The following is a 16,023-nucleotide window of genomic DNA, read 5'->3' as shown; positions in this document are numbered from 1 at the left end:
CTCACTTGAGCTCCTCGATCAGGTCGGCCAGGCGGCGGCGATAGGCGCCAGGGTTGTAACGCTCAGCCCACAGGCGGCGTTGCTCCGGCGAATCTTCAATGGGGCGCTGCGCCAGCTCCAGCATCAACTGCACCAGCGCCGGGCCATCGGTGGGCGAAAAGCGCGGCGCCGTCGGCGGGGTGATTTCATCCAGCGAGGTGCCGCTGGCCACCGCCACCGGCGTGCCGACGCTCAGGGCTTCGATCACCGGCAGGCCGAAACCTTCGGCGTAAGAGGGTTGCCACAGGCGCGAGGCCTGGCGGTACAGCGCATGCAGTTCGGCATCCGACACACCGCTCAAGGCGCGAATCCCCGGCAGTGTGCGCTGGGCCTCGGGCAGATGGTCGAGGCTGCCCACCAGCACCAGCTCCGGCACCTCGCTGGATTGGCGCCGCGCCTGCTGCCAGGCGTCCACCAGGAACGGCACGTTCTTGCGCAACTCGCGGGTGCCCACCAGCAGCCAGTAACCCTCGGGCAATTGGCGCGCACTGAGGTCGGCGGGCAATCCGGCAAAGCCATCGACCTGATTGGGCAGCACGCGGATCTTGCCCGCCGCCTTCGGAAACAGCCGCGCGGTTTCATCGGCGCTGTACTGCGACGGCGTCCACACGCGGTCGGCGCTGCGCACGGCATAGGCAATCGACAGGCGATCGCTGGTCTTGTAGATCAATGCCTTCAGGCGGTTGGCGTGGTAGTTGTCCAAGGTGATCTGGAACAGGTCATGCAACAACACCACCGTGCGCAACCCCTTGGGTTTGGGCGGCAGCGGCAGGCCCATGTTGAAGGTGCTGATATACAGATCAACGTGTTGCTCGCGCAGCACACGCGGCAGAAAACCGGCCTCGAAACGCAGGCGATTCTGCGGTTGGTGCATCGCGGTTTTTGCGCAGCCCCAGCTTGGGCAATGCGCCTGCAAACGGGTTTCATCGCCCAGGGGCGCCACGGTGAAGCGCTCCAGCTCAACATCCGGCAAGGCGCGCAGGGCGTTTTCCAGGGCATACACCTGGCGGCTGATCCCCGATTGCGGCGACGTGCCGACGGTGCGGTAATCCAGGCCTACACGCATGCGGGCTCCTTGTGTTTGACCGGCGCGAGGCTGGCGTACACCTGCTCCAACTGGCTGGCGGCGACGCTCCAGTCATGGGCGCGGCGCACATACGCGCGGCCGGCTTCGCCCATGGGCGCGGCGGCGCCGGGAAATTGCAGCAGGCGCACCACGGCATCGGCCAGGGCGGTGGCGGTGTGGCCGCCTAGGTAGTCCAGGCCTTCCACCAGATCCAGGCCCGACACGCCTTGCGCGGTGCTGGCCAGCGGCAGGCCGGCCGCCAGGGCTTCGAGGACCTTGAGCTTGGAACCGCCGCCGTGGCGCAACGGGGCGAGAAACACCGAACTGCTCGATTGCAGTTCCAGCAGATCGGGCACAAAGCCTTGCCATTCGATGCGCGGATCAGGCCAGCGCGTGCGCCAACTGGCGGGCATGCCGAAGCCGCACACGCTCATGCGCGCATCGGGGCAGCGCGCCCAGACCTTGGGCAGGATTTCATCCAGGGCCCACTCGATGGCGTCCACATTCGGCGCATATTCGTAGTTGCCGAGGAACAGCACGCGGCGGCTCGCCGGGTCGGGGCGGGCCTTGGCGAAGTGATCGCAATCCACGCCGTTGACCACCACCGGCACCCGTTTGCCGGCGATCTTTTCCAGCACCTCTGCGTCGCTTTCGGTCACCGCCACCACTTGCGTGGCCTGGCGCATGACGCGGCGTTCCCAGCGTGCATAGCGCCATTGATCGTAGCGAATGAACGGCAGCGCCCAGCGCGGCAAACGGTCATAGGTGGCGGCGCCGAGGGCCGATTCGACGTTGTGTTCGGTCAGCACAAACGGCTGGGCGTTACGCGCCAGCGCGTCTTCGTACGGCTGGAAGGTGTAGGTGTGTTCGATCTGCACCACGTCCCATTGCTCACCCAATAGCCACTCGAACGTGTCCTGCAGCTCCGTCGACAGGCCATTCACGCTGGCCAGCAGCGGGTAGGGCGCGAACAGCCCGGCCAGCAACGTTTTGACGCTGCGCAGCGGGCGGCGTGGCAGCACGATCAATTGTTCGAGAAACGCCTCCAGCACCTGGCGGTCGGCCGGCGTGACCGGGTGTTTGTCATGCAGCAGCAAGGTGATCTGGTGCCCGCGCGCCGCGAGGCTGCGCAGCAGGTGAAACTGGCGCGTCTTGCCGCCGCTGGTGGCGGGCCAGGGTGAGTAGGGCAGGATCCATAAAATGCGCATGGCCGCGTCAATCCCATAACAGAATTTGCAGGGTCGGCTTGACCGTCACGGTCAGGCCGTTGGTGCCGGTGAGCGGTGTTTGCGTACCGAGCAGCGGGTTGTACAGGGTGGCGTTGGCCAGGCCTGGCAAGTGCGCGTTGCCGCCCGCTGCCGACCAGAAAAACCACAGCTTGTGGCCGTCGGCGCGGGTCCAGCCGATGCTGAACAGGCCATCGGGCAATTGGTCGGCGAGCGGCGGGTCGCCGGGGCTCAGGCTCGGTCCGCTGATGTCGAGAAAGTTTTTCAGCGCGGTGTACACCGGCTTGGGGTTGGCGTCGATATCGAGCAAGCCGTAGAACTGGTCACGCACGCTGGCGCGCTGGTCGAGATCGCTGAGGGTGAACAGGAAGATCTTGTCGAAATCCATCGCGCTCATCAGCGCCAGGCGCCGCAGCACGTAGTCGGCCTGGCCTTGCAGGGTGATGAGGTCTTGCGCGTCCTTGGGCCCCGGGTAGGTGGACCAGCCCCATTCGGTGCTCCACAGGGTCTGCACGCCGCCGTTGCGCAGGGCAGTGTTGAGGGCGCTGGTCTTGGCGATAAAGTCCAGGTTGGCCGGGTCGTTGCCTTCCGGCAATTGGGTGTACGGATGGTAGGAAATCACCGTGTTGAGGCTGGCCACGCCAAGGGCGCCAAGGGCATCGAACATGGTCTGGCCGTTGGGCATTTCGCTGAAAAACGCCATGCCGGCGGCGACCACCGGCTTGCTCGGATTGACCCCGCGCAAGGCGCCCGCCGTGGCCGTCAACAGCGCGGCGAAGCCTGCGGGATCAGCCACCGGGCGCCAGAAGCCGAGCAGGTTGGGCTCGTTCCACACCTGCCACGCATCGACGCTGGGGTATCGCTGGGACAGCAACGCCATGCGCGTGGCGAACACGTTCGGGTCTTTGGGCGGGTACTGGTCCTGATACGGCGCACCGGCCGGCGCGGTAGTGGCGAAGGGCGCCGAGCCCACCAGGTAGAACACCGATTTGAGCTGGTTGTCCTGCAACTTGCCGACCAACTGATCGAGGGTTGCGATCTGGTACTGGTTCTCCACCGGCTCCAGTTGGTCCCAGTGCAGATCCAGGCGCACCCATTGCAGGCCCAGGGCCTTGAGGCGATCGATCTGCAATTGGTAACGCTCAGGGGCGAACCACAGGAACTGCGCGTTCACCCCGAGGAAATCCTTCCACACCACGACCTTGTTGCTCTTGAGCACATGGCTCTCGGCGTCGGCCTGGCGACCCCACATAAAGGCCGTGAGGCCCAGGGCGGCGACCACGGCCAGGGTCGCAAGGTACGTGCGTTTACGCGCCATAGGGGGCTCCGGCAATCGCCTGTTCGAAGAGCTGCTTGAATTTTTGCGCGGTCAACGGCCACAGGCGTTCGCGGCCGATTTCCCCGGCGCGTTCGGCCCAGTCCCGCGCCAGCGCCGGCGTGCGTGCCAGGCGCAGCAGCTGTGCTGCGAGCGCCGCTACGTCGCCTTGGGGATAGATCGCGCCGTTGCCGCTGGCGACTTCTTCGGCAAACGCCCGCGCATCCGAGGTGATCGCCCCGCGCCCGCACGCGGCGGCCCAGGACAGCGCGCCACTGGTGCCGCGTTGGCGGCCGAGCAGGCCGAGTTTTTTCGATTCGCGATAGGGCAGCACCATCACATGGTGGGCCTGGATCGTCTGGGCAATCTCGCTGGCCGGAAGGTTCAGCCGCCAGTCGATGGCGTCGGTCAGGCCGAGTGCGGCGATCTGGCTGTTCAGTTGCTCCAGGTAATTGCCGCCCGCGCCAAAGGCCATTTCGGCGGCGGTGCCACCGGCCAGGGTCAGGCGCACGCGGTCACGCAATTCGGGGGCTTGCTTGAACACATCGGCCAGGGCTTGCAACAGGTCTTCAATGCCTTTGCCCCGGTAGATAAAACCGAAGTACAGCAGGTGCAGAGTGTCCAGCGCTGGCAACGGTGCTGGTGGAATGGCCAGGTTGGCGTGGTTGATCACCGCGACTTTGCCGGCCGGCAGTTGCATGCGCTGGCTCAGGCAGTCGGCGCCGAGGCGGGTGAGGGTGATCAGCCGCGTCAGGCCTTGAGCGACATGGCGTTCTTCGCGCAAGGTCAACGGGTCGGCCAGCACCACCGCCGCTTGCGGCAACGGGCTGGGCAAACGCTCCAACAGGTTCAGTGGGAAAGGCAGGTGTTCACGGCGCCAGACCATGCGCTCGGGGTCATGCACGGTGGCGGTCAACGCCAGGCCGGGATGGGCCTTGCGCAATTCACGCAAGGCCAAAAACTCGCCGAGGCGCCCGCCGCCCAGCTCGGCGTGGACCAGGTCCACACGTTGCCAGTCGAAGCCGGCGATGGCCTGCTGGATCGCTGCGCTGTTGCCGTCCACGCCGGTCAACGGTGTCGCCACCGTCACGCCCAACTGCTCCAATGCCGTCTTGAAATGGTTCGCGTAGTCGGCGATGCCGTTTTTTTCTGGCGGCAAGGGAGCGAGCAGGGCAATGCGCATCAGAACGCCCCCCGGTATTTGGCGATGGTGCGCAACACCTTGGCCGGCACTTCGAATTTGCGCCGGTTGATGATGATGCCGTCCACCTTGCCGAACGCGGTGTTGAGGATCGACAGCGCATGTTCCACCACCGGCACCGTGCTTTTATGCGCTTCCACCACCAGCGCAATCAGGTCGGCGCGACGCAGGGTGACAAACGCCTCGCGGTTGTCCAGCAAGCCCGAGGCATCCAGCAACACCACTTCGCCAGGCTCCGCCGGGACGAGGCCGCCGACCCGCACGTTGACGCCGTTTTCCAGCAGCAGATGGCGCAGCTGTTCGACGACAAAGGTCACGCCTTCGCCGTGTCGCGCCGAGGTCAGGCCCAGGGTCAGGCCGTTCTGCGCAATGCGGTCGGGTTTGAGCTGGCTGTACAGCCGGTAGATGCTCGCGTGGAATGCGTTGGTGCTTTGCACGGTGCTGGTGTCCAGTTCCGGCAGGGTGCTCCACAGGCGCAGGCCGAACTTGCGCTCCACCAGGCCGCCGTCGTGAATGCGCTGGTCCATCAGGTAGCACAGGTAGATCACCAGCAAGCCGACGACGATGGCAAACGGGATCGCCAGGAACAGCATCACCAGGGTTTTCGGGAAGATCCGCCCAGGGTTCAGGGTGGCTTCTTCGATCACGGCGATGTTGCTGATCTGGCTGTTGTCCAGCTCGCGGTCGATGCGCGATTTTTCCAGGTTATCCACGTACAGCGCGTAGTTGCGCTCGGTGGTGTTCAGCTCGCGGGCCAGGCGCGCCAGTTCCGGTTCAATCTCCAGGGCTTGCTTGCGCTGGGCTTCGAGGTTGAGCAGTTGGTTTTGCTGTTGCACCAGCTGCGTGCGCAGCGCCTGGTTGTTGCTGGTCTCATCCAGCAGCACGCGCTGCAAGTGGATTTCCAGGGTGTTCGGCGCACGGTTTTCCGAGGCTTGCACGGTGTTGCTTTCGCTGGAGACCTCGGCGCGCATCGCACGGATCGACGCGTCGAGGGCTTTCACCGGCGGCGCGTTGTCGGTGTAGGTGCGCATCATGTCGGCCTTTTCCAGCAGCTTCTGGTTAAGCAGGCGACGCAAGTCTTGTTGCTGTGGGTTCAGTGCGATCTGGCGTACCGTGGTGACTTCCTTGGGTTGGGTCTTGAGCTGGGTGCGCGTGCTCGCAATGGCGCTGTCGGAGGAGGCGATCAAGCGCTGGGTGTTGAAGGTTTCGCCGCGCAGCACGTTGATGCGCTCGGACAAGTCTTCCAGGCGGTCGGTGATGCTCGCCGCGCCGATCTCGTTGAGGTGCTTGAGGATCTGCTGCTTGTAGCTCTGGATCTCGGTGGCGCTGGTGGCGACCTGGCCTTCGTAAAACACGTAGAGGCTCTTGCGGCCCAGGGCCTGGGTGCGTTCGTTGATATAGGTCTCGACCCAATCCTTGACCACCGCCTGGGCGATTTCCGGGTCGCCCCAGGTGAAGCTGATGTCCATCACAGTGGAACCGGCGGCGTGGCTCACTTCAAAGCTCTTTTCCAGGCTGGCGGCGAGACGCTCCACCGGGGTGGTTTTTTCGACGATGCCCACGGTTTCCAGGACCACACGCACGCCGCCGAAAATGGCGCCGATGCCTTCCTTGACGTAGTGCTTGGTGCGCTTCCAGAACCCTTCGGGCGGCGGCGCGTTTTCGATGACTTCCAGGTAGTGCTCGGCCACCGCGCGCACGATGGGGCGCCCGGTGAGCAGGCGTTCTTCATCGACAATCGGGTCGCGCTGGGTGCTGGGCATGACCAGCGCCTGGCGGTTGCTGATCTCGATCGGCAAGGTCGAATCGCGCCCCGGCTTGACCAGCAGGCGCGCGGTGGATTCGTACTTGGCCGGCAACAGGAACGCGCCGAGCAGGATGATCACCAGCGCGGCAATCGCCGCCAGCTTGAACTCGCGACGGAAGATGAAGAACAGGCGCAGAAGATCACGAAAAGAACGGATCTCGATCATGGGATGTCGCTCCTTTAGTTATTGCCGCCGCTGGTTCGGGTGTAGTTGTAGCCAACCCCGATGGACTTGGTGAACGGGATCAGTTGGTTCATGTAGGTATCCACCCCCTGGATGCGTTCGCCCACGTTGGATTTGGGCACGAACACCACGTCACCGCGTTGCAGGTGCACCGGTTTGCGCCCGTTGGGGCCGGTCTTGAGCAACTGGCTGAAGTCGAGGAAGTAGGCGCGGTAGGCACCCTGGGCGTCTTCACGCAGCAGGGCGACCATGCTCGCATTGCCCGCCGGGCTGACCCCGCCGGCGCCAAGAATCGCCTGTTCCAGGGTGTTGGCCGTGGCGATCTGCACCGCCGTCGGGTTGTTCACCGCGCCACCGACGATCACCGAGTTGCCCGGCGCCTGGTTGATGTTCACCGTCACCCGTGGTTCGCGGTAGGTCTGCGCGAGCTTGCCGGTCAGTTCGGTGGCGAGTTCCGAAGGCTGGCGCCCGGCCACCTGGATCGGCCCGAGGAACGGGTAGTTGATCTTGCCGTCGGTCTGCACCGTGTACAGCGTCAACTCATAGATGGTGCTGACGTTGAACGCCGACAGCGTCGGCATCTCGCCGGCATCACGGACGATGCGCAACTGGTCGCCGACGCGGATGCGCTCCACAGCCGGTGGCAATTGCGCCAACTGTTCGAGGGCGCGCTTGCCGTCCTCCACCGTCTTGCCATCGGGTGCGACGATGCGCGCGGGGGTATTGCAGGCGGCCAGGGCCAGCATGGCCAGGACGAGCACGGTTCGTTTCATCAAGGGGGATTTCCTGTGGGTCATGCTGCTCACCTCCAATAACCGGGAAACATGCTGATGCGCCGCTTGAGGGCGAGGGGGAGGCGGCGTTCCTGATGCCCCAGCCGGTAGCCGAGCAACTTGAACGCGCTGCGCACCAGGACTTCGGGGACGCGGTGCAATGCACCGGCTGCGCGCAGTGCCGCGAGCTCAGCCAGTACGTAGCGTTTACCTTCACCGCCGGCATCGCCGAACGCTTCACGGATCCACGGCTCGCGGCCGTAGAACACGCCAATGTCGAAGTAGCGGTGAAACTCATCCATAAGCTTGTAATCGTGGGAGTGGTACACCTGCGCGCTGGCGGCATACCGCACCTTGTAGCCGTCGAGCAGCAGGCGCGCGGCGACGTAGGCGTCTTCGCTGCCGATCACATCGGCGGGGAAACCACCCACCGCGTGCAGGGCGCTGCGCCGGTACACGGAAAACGAGTCGGAGCTGAAGCAGGTCTTGATCCCCAGCTCCGGCGCATCGGCCAGGCTTTTGCTGCGGCTCTGCGCCGGGTAGTTGAAGTGCCGTGACTGCGCGCCCAGTACGCCGGCGCCGGGGTGCGGCAATTGGCGGCCGTAGGCGACGCCGTTGAGCGGGTCTTGCTGCAACTCGGCGAGCAGGTTGGCAAAGGTCTCGGGGCTGGCGGGGATGGCGTCCTGGGTCATCACGATCAAGGCGTCGCCGCCCACTTGTTCGCTGGCCCAGCGCCGGGTGCCGCCGTGGTTGAAATCGCGGGCATCGATCACCTCGACCCGTGCACCGAAGGCACGAAAGCGCGCCACGGTGTCGTCGCTGGAGGCGCTGTCCACCACCAGCGTTTCGTCCGGTTGCAGGCTTTGCATGGCCAGCGCCGGCAGCAGGCGCGCCAGGTGGCTGGAAGCGTTACGGGTCGGGATGATCAATGAAGTGCGCATGTCATTTTTTCACGTCAGCCGGGGCGCGCCCGTAGATGTCGTCGAAGCGCACGATGTCGTCTTCGCCCAGGTACTCGCCGCTCTGCACCTCGATCATCACCAGGTCGATGATGCCGGGGTTGGTCAGCCGGTGTTTGTGCCCGGCCGGGATGTAGGTGGACTCGTTAGCGTTGATCAGGAACTCGCGCTCGCCATTGGTGATCTGCGCCGCGCCGCTGACCACCACCCAGTGCTCGCTGCGGTGATGGTGCATCTGCAACGACAGCGAACCCTGGGGCTTGACCACGATGCGCTTGATCTTGAAGCGGCTGCTTTCCTCCAGCACGGTGTAGGTGCCCCACGGCCGGGTGACGGTGCGGTGCAGGCTGTACGCCGGATGATTCTGGCGCTTGAGTTCGGCGACGATGTAGCGCACATCCTGGCTGCGATGGGCGTCGGCGATCAGCAGCGCGTCGGGGGTATCGACGATGATCAGGTCGCGCACGCCCACGGCGCCGGTGACGCGCTTGGGTGAGTCGATGTAGCAGTTGTGCACGTCATGCAGGATCGCTTCGCCATTGACCTGGTTGCCATGGGCGTCGCTGGGGGTGAGCTGGCGCAGCGCTTCCCACGAGCCGATGTCGCTCCAGCCGATGTCGCAGGGCACCACGGCGACTTGGCGGGACTTTTCCATAAGCGCCACGTCGATGGAAATATCCGGCGCGCTGGCGAAGCCATCGGCGTCCAGTTCACGCTGGCGCGAGGTTTTGTTTTGCAGGCTCTGGCTGTGTTCCAGCGCGGCCCTGGCGGCGGTGAGTACGTCCGGCGCGTGGCGGGCGAGTTCGTCCACCAGGGTGCCAGCCTTGAAGCAGAACATGCCCGCGTTCCACAGGTGCTTGCCGCCGTCGAGGTAGCCCTGGGCGGTGGCCAGGTCGGGTTTTTCGACGAAGCGCTTGACCCGATAGCCAGTGCCCAGCGCTTCGCCTTGCTCGATGTAGCCAAAGCCGGTTTCCGGGTGATCGGGCTGGATGCCGAAGGTCACCAGGTAGCCCGCCTCGGCGAGGTCGCGGGTCTGGGTCACGGCCTCGGCGAACGCCACTTCATTGAGGATCAGATGGTCGGCGGGCAGCACCAGCAGTTGCGCGGCATCGCCGAAGTGTTCCTGCACATGCAGCGCCGCCACCGCGATGGCCGCCGCTGTGTTGCGCCCGAACGGTTCCAGCAGCAGGTCGAGGGGCAAGTGCGCCTTGTTCACGCTGCGGTAGTCATCCAGGGTGCGAAACAGCAGGTCGCGGTTGGTCACCGTCAGCACGCTTTCCACGCCGGGCAGTTTGGCCGCGCGCTGGAAGGTTTTTTGCAGCAGGCTCTGGCCGTCGCGCATGCGCATGAAGGGCTTGGGCATGTTCTGCCGCGACACTGGCCACAGCCGCGTGCCCGACCCCCCGGAGACGATGCAGGGAATCAATCCGTTGAGGGTGTTCATCAATAGACCTCCTTGGTGGACAGGACGGCGGGGACCGTCATGAAGACGATGTACAGGTCAAGCCACACCGACCATTTGGAGATGTACTCCAGGTCGTACTCCACGCGTTTCTGGATCTTGTAGAGGGTGTCGGTCTCGCCGCGGAAACCGTTGATCTGCGCCCAGCCGGTGATCCCTGGCTTGACCCGGTGGCGCGAGCTGTACTCGCTCACCGCCACTTCAAACGGCACGCCGGCGGCCTTGGTCGCGGTAGCGTGGGGGCGCGGGCCGACCATCGACATGTTGCCCAGCAGCACGTTGAACAGCTGCGGCAGCTCGTCGATGCTGGTCTTGCGGATGATCCGCCCGACGCGGGTGATGCGCGGGTCCTGGCGGGTGGTCTGGCGTTCGGCGGTGAAGTCGCTCTGGTCGGTGTACATCGAGCGGAACTTGAACACGCGGATTTCGTTGTCGTTGTAGCCGTAGCGGTTTTGCCGGAACAGCACCGGGCCCTTGGAGTCGAGCTTGATCGCAATCGCCGTCGCCACCATCACTGGTGACAGGCACACCAGCGCCAGGCTGGCCAGCAGCATGTCCTCCAGGCGCTTGATCACCGGCGACCAGCCCCGCAGCGGCAATTGCGAAGTGTTGAACATCAGGATGCCGCCGACGTCGGTGATCTTGCTGTGGCCGTAGCGCAGGGCCGCCATGTCGGGTACCAGCATCACGTTGACCGACATCTGCCGCAGGCGGTTGACCAGCCCGTGGATACGCTGTTCGGCCGCCCACGGCAGGCAGATCATCACCTGGTTGACCTGTTCGCCACGGATCAGTTTTTCCAGGTCGCGGGAGTTGCCCAGCAAGGGCAGGTTGCTCAATTCCTTGGGAATGCGCTCGGTGCGGTCGTCGATAAAACCGATCAGGCCCGAGCGGATATCGCCATTGCGTTGCAGGTGGTCGGCGACGTGCACGGCGGTGTCGGTAAAGCCCAGGATCACCGTGCGTTGCAGGTATTTGCCCTTGCGCATCAGGTTGCGGTACAGGCGCAGCATCAGCAGCCGTTCAAGGCAGAACAGCGCCAGGCTGGCGAAGTACCAGGCGACCAGATTGCGTGGGGTCAATTGGGGGAAGGATTGCAGGATCTGGTACATGAACAGCAGGATGCAAAACGCCGCAGACCAGGCCTTGACCTTGGTTTTCAGGCGCAGGCGGTTGCTGAACAATTCTTCGGAATAGATGCCCAGGGCCTGGAACAGAATGATGGTCATGATCGCGAAAAACAGCAGCAGACCAAGGAAGTGCGGGCGCAGTTCGGGGGCTATCGGGTCGAGGAAATACACCAGGACCAACGGCGGCAAGATGGCACTCAAGCCATGGATGAATTTGACGAAAACAACAAAAAACTCAACAAAACCGGCGCGTGTTAAAAACAAACTGTCGACGGACGACTTTTCTCGCATACAACATCCCTCATTGCACTCCAGACTTTTTGTTCGGCTGTTTGATCAATAAGGCAGCAGGCTGCTTAGAGGCCAGTCGAACTACGGCTACTCTGGGTAATACGCAACTATCCAATTCAAAGGCGGCTCGCCATTTGAAGGGGAACTGCGGGGGTAGTGACTAAGGGAGTGCTTCCTTAACTTGCCATGTCAAAAAGTTGACCATGTTGCGGATGGCCCGTTTAGGGCGCTTGAGTTGCGGTCTATTTGGCATTTTTTTGACATTCCTTGTCTTAACACTCGGACTTAGGGTGTGATTTTGAGTGTAGGAACAAATGTGAGAATTTTCCTGCCGAACGGAGAAAGCTTTTTCAAATGGAAGTAGGAAAGGGGGACAAAGAGGGGGTGGCAAGGCACGTTAAGTGCCCGGCCACCGGGACTTTCGGGGGATTAGAAGTTGCCTTTCAAACTAACCGTGAAATTGCGCGGTTCGCCATAAAAGTTGCCCCACGACGCTGTACCGACGGTGTTGTAGTAGCTTTTGTCGAACAGGTTGTTGCCGTTGAGAGCCACGGTCCAAGTGTCGTCGACGCGGTAGGCCAGCCGCGCGTTCCATACCGCGTAACCGGCTTGTTCCAGCTTGATGGTCTGCATGCGGTAGTTGCTGCTCTGGGCGTTGACGCCGGTGCCGACGCTCCATTTCGACAGCGCGCCGTCGAGCTGGTAGTCGCCCCACACCCGCAGCATATGCTTGGGCACGTAGGTGTTGGATGAGCCGCCTTCGAGGGCGCTGTCGATGGTCTTCAGGGACTTGGTCTGGGTGTAGGTGTAGCCGCCAGACACCTGCAAGCGCTCGAGCAGTTCACCGCTGACTTCGGCCTCCACGCCTTGGGCGCGCACTCGGGCGGTGTCGGTGTAGCAAAAGCCATCGGCGGAGGTTGCACAGAAGCTGCGGAAGTCGGTTTCAGCACCGTTTTTCTCGATGGCGCGGAACAGTGCCAGGGAACTGTTGAGACGGCCGTCGAACCATTCGCCCTTGATGCCCAGCTCATAGTTGTCGCCGATCTTCGGCTTGAGCGCGGCGCCATCGGCGGTGGCGTAGGCGCTTTGCGGCTGGAAGATATCCGCGTAGCTGGCGTACACCGACAGGTGCTCGTTGAGGTCATAGATCAGCGCGGCGAACGGCGTGACTTCGCCGGTTTCTTTGCTGCGCGCATCCTGCAACGACCACTCGCCCCAGCCCAGGCTGTAGGACTGGCGACGGTTGTCGTACCAACTCACGCGGCTGCCCACGATGAACATCAACGGTTCGGCCAGGCGCAGGCGCAAGGTGGCGTAGGCGCCGTACTGGGTGGCGGTTTCCTTGATCGTGCTGCCACGGTACATGTTCGGCCAAAAGGTGTTGTCGGCCGGCTCCGGCAAGTGGTGGTTGGGCGTGTAGATGCCCTGGCGCGTTGGCAGGTTCTGGATCGCGTACACATCGTCCTGGGTGCCACGGCTGCCGTTGGCGCCGAGGATCAGTTCGTGTTCCAGGCCGAAGGCTTCGAACTTGCCGTCGAGGTAGGCGTCGAGCCCGTAGTCGCGGTGGTCGTAGTCCATCAACGCGGCGTAGGACAGGGCGGTGGGCGCCGGGTCGCCGTACTGGATGGTGCCTTCGCTGGCGGCGTACTTGGTGTCTTGCAGGTTGCGGCTGTGCACGGCCGCGACCTTGAGTTTCCAGTCGTCGTTGAGCGCGTGGGTGAGGTCGACGAAGTACGTGGCGCGGCGGCTTTGCCAGTCGTTCCAGGATTGGCCCAGGCACGTCGAGCGGCTGAGGTTGGCGCTCTTGCCGTCGGCATAACGCGGCAGGCCGCCCCAGCACGGGGTGGCATCGACGTCTTCGTAGCTGGCGCCGATGCCCAGGGTGGTGTCGGGGCTCAGGTCCACGTCTAGCGCGCCATAGAATGCCTGGTCCTTGCGCTTGGCGATGTCCATGTACGAGGCGCGATCCTGTTGGCTGATCGCCATTCGGCCGCGCACGGTGCCGCTGTCATTTAGCGGGCCGCCGGTGTCGAGGTCGGCGCGATAGTTGTCCCACGTGCCGGCGGACAGCGACAGGCTGGTGGTGGGCTTGGCCTGGGGTCGCTTGCGCACGAAGTTCACCGCGCCGCTGGCGGTGCCGGCGCCCTTGAGCATGCCGGCGGCCCCCTTGAGCACTTCCACGCGGTCATAAATCGCCATGTTGGCGCTGAAACTGTCGGCCTGGGCGTAGTCCTTGCCCATGTCCAGTGGCACGCCGTCGTACTGGTACTGGCCGAGCATCTTGAAACCACGGGAATAGAAGTACTTGCCACCCATCGGCGACTCGTAGCTGGTGATGCCCGGCGTGCGTTCCATCACGTCGTCGATGGTGGTGACGTTCTGGTCGTCCATCAACTGGCGGGTCATCACACTCACCGATTGCGGTGTTTCCCGCAGGCTGTGTTGGCCTTTGCCGATGGTCACCGCGCCGGTGGTGTAGGAACCGGTGCCCTCGGTGGTGGCGCCCAGGCGGTCGCCGGTGATGGTGGTGGCGCCCAGGTTCAGCGCGCCGCTGTCCGCCACCTGCGGCAGCAACAACCAGGTGCTGTTGCCTTGGCGCTGGGCTTGCAGGCCCTGGCCGCGCAACAACTGCTCGAGGGCCTGTTCGTGGTCGAAGCGGCCATTCAGGCCGGTGCTGGTCTTGCCGGCGACGCTGTTGGCGTCATACGACAGGCTGATGCCGGCCTGGCGGGCGAACTGGTCCAGGGCATTGGCCAGGGAGCCGGCGGCGATGTGCCAGTCGCGGGCCTGGGTGTCGCTGGCCGGTGTCTCGGCCAGCACGGCCAGGGGCAGGGCGCCGCCGCTCAGGCAGGCGCCCAGCAGGGCGGCCTGGACCGCGCGCTTGAGGGGGGAACGGGGGGAGGGGAACGCTTGCATGACCGTGGGCTGCTCCTGAAGGAAGTGGAAAAAGACTGGCCTGTTGATCGGCCTTTCCTTACAGGTCGAGCGGCAATGCGAATTCACCTCATTTATTTTTCGACGGTTTACACCCGGGGGGTGACGCTCACCCAGTAACGGCTGCGGTAGGTGACATCGACGTTGAGCGATTGCGCGACTAGCGTCAGCACTTGATCGGTATCGCTCAACTGATAGGTGCCCGACACGCGCAACCCTGCCACTGCCTCGCTGCAACGCAACAGCCCGTTGCGGTAGCGCGCCAACTCACTGAGGAAGTCATCCAGGCGCATGTTGTGGGCGCTGATTACACCGTCGCTCCAGGCCCAGGGGTCGAGGCCATTGGCGATGGGCGGGCGGATGCTTTGGCGGTCGATCAGCACCGCCGCGCCGGGCGGGATCACCTGGCGGGCGTTGGCGTCATGGCGGTCGGCAAACACCGCCACGCTGCCCTGTTGCACCGCGACCAGCGTGCCTTGGGCTTCTTCACGGACCAGCATGCGTGCGCCTTGGGCGCGCAGGTCGGCGTTGCGCGCCAGGACCCAGAAGGGGCGACTGTCGCCGCTGGGCTGCACCACGATTTCGCCTTGGCGCAGCTGCACCTTGCGGCGTTCTGCATTGAAGCTGGCATCGATTGCGGTGGCGCTGTTGAGCTGGAGCTGGCTGCCGTCGTCCAGCGTCACCCGTCGCTGTTCGCCGGTGGCGGTGCGGTAGTCGGCCACCAGGGCGGGCAGCGGCGTGTAGTCGCGGCCGAACCAGGTCAGCCCGGCCGCACCGGCCACCAGGCCCAGCAGCTTGAGGCTTTCACGGCGGCTGATGCGTTGCCGTGCGCCGCTGAGGGTGCGGCGCCCGAGCTGGGCCGGCAGTTGGTTGAAATCGTCATTCATGGTCGCCACGCGCTGCCACACCTGCTGGTGTTCGGCGCTGCTGTGCAGCCAGCGTTCGAACGCGGCGGTGCTGGCGTCGTCGGCGACATTGAAGCGCAGCTTGATCATCCATTGGATGGCCTGGTCGACCAGGCGCGGGTCAGCATTCTGCATAACGCAACCGATAACAGGCGTGCAGCGCCTTGGACAGGTCGCGCTCCACGGTGGCCTTGGACACGCCGAGGCGCAGGGCGATTTGCGCGCAGGTCAGGCCGTCCAATTGGGCGAGCAGGAAGGCTTCGCGCACGCGCGGCTTGAGTTGGTCGAGCAGGCGGTCGATGCGCTCCAGGCTGTCGAGGATCAGGCGCCGGGTTTCTTCCGACGGCACCTCGGCCTGTGGGAAATGCGCAAGGCTTTCGAGGTAGGCGCGTTCCAGTTCGCGGCGGCGGTAGCCGTCGATCATCAGGCTGCGGGCGATGCTGCTCAGGTACGCGCGCGGTTGCTGCAAGGTCTGCTGCTTGCGCGCATTGAGCAGGCGCACAAATGTCTCCTGCGCCAGGTCGGCGGCATGCTCGCGGCAGCCGGTGCGCCGGTTCAACCAGCCGTGCAGCCAGGAGTGATGGGCCAGGTACAGCTGGCCGATGGCGGCGGGGTCCAGTGGGTGATCGCTCGACATGGGCATCCTGGCACAGCAGTCATAATTGATAATGTTTCGCATTCTAAGCGTTGATTGTGGCAATGAGCAATCACTGGCGCGCAATGTATCCAGC

12 protein-coding genes are annotated in these 16,023 nt (G+C 64.1%); all 12 read right to left on the bottom strand.

Features of this window, described 5'->3' with window-relative positions; all coding sequences use genetic code 11:
- Position 1 precedes the first annotated feature (1 nt).
- Positions 2-1,105: a glycosyltransferase family 4 protein gene (locus ACU688_RS21180; protein WP_448186278.1), complete on the bottom strand. Its 1,104-nt coding sequence runs from the start codon at positions 1,103-1,105 to the stop codon at positions 2-4.
- Complete coding sequence (locus tag ACU688_RS21175) at positions 1,096-2,313, bottom strand: glycosyltransferase family 4 protein (RefSeq protein ID WP_448186277.1); 1,218 nt, start codon at positions 2,311-2,313, stop codon at positions 1,096-1,098. The genes ACU688_RS21180 and ACU688_RS21175 overlap by 10 nt, the downstream gene beginning before the upstream one ends.
- Positions 2,314-2,320: 7 nt before the next feature.
- Positions 2,321-3,649: a glycoside hydrolase family protein gene (locus ACU688_RS21170; protein WP_448186276.1), complete on the bottom strand. Its 1,329-nt coding sequence runs from the start codon at positions 3,647-3,649 to the stop codon at positions 2,321-2,323.
- Complete coding sequence (locus ACU688_RS21165) at positions 3,639-4,829, bottom strand: glycosyltransferase (RefSeq protein WP_448186275.1); 1,191 nt, start codon at positions 4,827-4,829, stop codon at positions 3,639-3,641. The genes ACU688_RS21170 and ACU688_RS21165 overlap by 11 nt, the downstream gene beginning before the upstream one ends.
- Positions 4,829-6,820 (bottom strand): GumC family protein, encoded by a 1,992-nt coding sequence (locus ACU688_RS21160; protein ID WP_448186274.1) that lies wholly within the window; start codon positions 6,818-6,820, stop codon positions 4,829-4,831. The genes ACU688_RS21165 and ACU688_RS21160 overlap by 1 nt, the downstream gene beginning before the upstream one ends.
- 14 nt (positions 6,821-6,834) lie before the next feature.
- A complete protein-coding gene (locus ACU688_RS21155; RefSeq protein ID WP_017736422.1) occupies positions 6,835-7,611 on the bottom strand; it encodes a polysaccharide biosynthesis/export family protein in 777 nt (258 codons plus the stop codon).
- Positions 7,612-7,640: 29 nt separating this feature from the next.
- Positions 7,641-8,552 (bottom strand): glycosyltransferase family 2 protein, encoded by a 912-nt coding sequence (locus ACU688_RS21150; RefSeq protein WP_448186273.1) that lies wholly within the window; start codon positions 8,550-8,552, stop codon positions 7,641-7,643.
- A gap of 1 nt (position 8,553) precedes the next feature.
- The gene (locus ACU688_RS21145) at positions 8,554-10,014 is read right to left on the bottom strand and encodes a mannose-1-phosphate guanylyltransferase/mannose-6-phosphate isomerase (protein WP_448186272.1); all 1,461 of its coding nucleotides are present in this window, start codon (positions 10,012-10,014) and stop codon (positions 8,554-8,556) included.
- The gene (locus ACU688_RS21140; RefSeq protein ID WP_448186271.1) at positions 10,014-11,453 is read right to left on the bottom strand and encodes an undecaprenyl-phosphate glucose phosphotransferase; all 1,440 of its coding nucleotides are present in this window, start codon (positions 11,451-11,453) and stop codon (positions 10,014-10,016) included. Before ACU688_RS21140 ends, ACU688_RS21145 begins: the two co-directional genes overlap by 1 nt.
- Positions 11,454-11,882: 429 nt before the next feature.
- Positions 11,883-14,369 carry a TonB-dependent siderophore receptor gene (locus tag ACU688_RS21135; protein WP_448186270.1) on the bottom strand — a complete coding sequence of 829 codons (2,487 nt, stop codon included), beginning with the start codon at positions 14,367-14,369 and terminating at the stop codon, positions 11,883-11,885.
- Between the two features lie 107 nt (positions 14,370-14,476).
- Positions 14,477-15,427, bottom strand: coding sequence for a FecR domain-containing protein (locus ACU688_RS21130; RefSeq protein ID WP_448186269.1), 951 nt, complete (start codon positions 15,425-15,427; stop codon positions 14,477-14,479).
- Entirely contained in the window at positions 15,414-15,929 is a 516-nt protein-coding gene (locus ACU688_RS21125; RefSeq protein WP_448186268.1) for a sigma-70 family RNA polymerase sigma factor, read from the bottom strand. The genes ACU688_RS21130 and ACU688_RS21125 overlap by 14 nt, the downstream gene beginning before the upstream one ends.
- Positions 15,930-16,023 lie beyond the last annotated feature (94 nt).

This window comes from Pseudomonas acericola (SeqCode) (assembly GCF_053456465.1).
This window is presented reverse-complemented; position numbering and strand designations above follow the sequence as displayed.

Bases quoted from the DNA above. Each gene is read 5' to 3' on its own strand.
- ACU688_RS21175 (WP_448186277.1), bottom strand. From the start codon at position 2,313: ATGCGCATTTTATGGATCCTGCCCTACTCACCCTGGCCCGCCACCAGC.
- ACU688_RS21135 (WP_448186270.1), bottom strand. From the start codon at position 14,369: ATGCAAGCGTTCCCCTCCCCCCGTTCCCCCCTCAAGCGCGCGGTCCAG.
- ACU688_RS21145 (WP_448186272.1), bottom strand. From the start codon at position 10,014: ATGAACACCCTCAACGGATTGATTCCCTGCATCGTCTCCGGGGGGTCG.
- ACU688_RS21130 (WP_448186269.1), bottom strand. From the start codon at position 15,427: ATGCAGAATGCTGACCCGCGCCTGGTCGACCAGGCCATCCAATGGATG.
- ACU688_RS21165 (WP_448186275.1), bottom strand. From the start codon at position 4,829: ATGCGCATTGCCCTGCTCGCTCCCTTGCCGCCAGAAAAAAACGGCATC.
- ACU688_RS21155 (WP_017736422.1), bottom strand. From the start codon at position 7,611: ATGAAACGAACCGTGCTCGTCCTGGCCATGCTGGCCCTGGCCGCCTGC.
- ACU688_RS21160 (WP_448186274.1), bottom strand. From the start codon at position 6,820: ATGATCGAGATCCGTTCTTTTCGTGATCTTCTGCGCCTGTTCTTCATC.
- ACU688_RS21170 (WP_448186276.1), bottom strand. From the start codon at position 3,649: ATGGCGCGTAAACGCACGTACCTTGCGACCCTGGCCGTGGTCGCCGCC.
- ACU688_RS21125 (WP_448186268.1), bottom strand. From the start codon at position 15,929: ATGTCGAGCGATCACCCACTGGACCCCGCCGCCATCGGCCAGCTGTAC.
- ACU688_RS21150 (WP_448186273.1), bottom strand. From the start codon at position 8,552: ATGCGCACTTCATTGATCATCCCGACCCGTAACGCTTCCAGCCACCTG.
- ACU688_RS21180 (WP_448186278.1), bottom strand. From the start codon at position 1,105: ATGCGTGTAGGCCTGGATTACCGCACCGTCGGCACGTCGCCGCAATCG.
- ACU688_RS21140 (WP_448186271.1), bottom strand. From the start codon at position 11,453: ATGCGAGAAAAGTCGTCCGTCGACAGTTTGTTTTTAACACGCGCCGGT.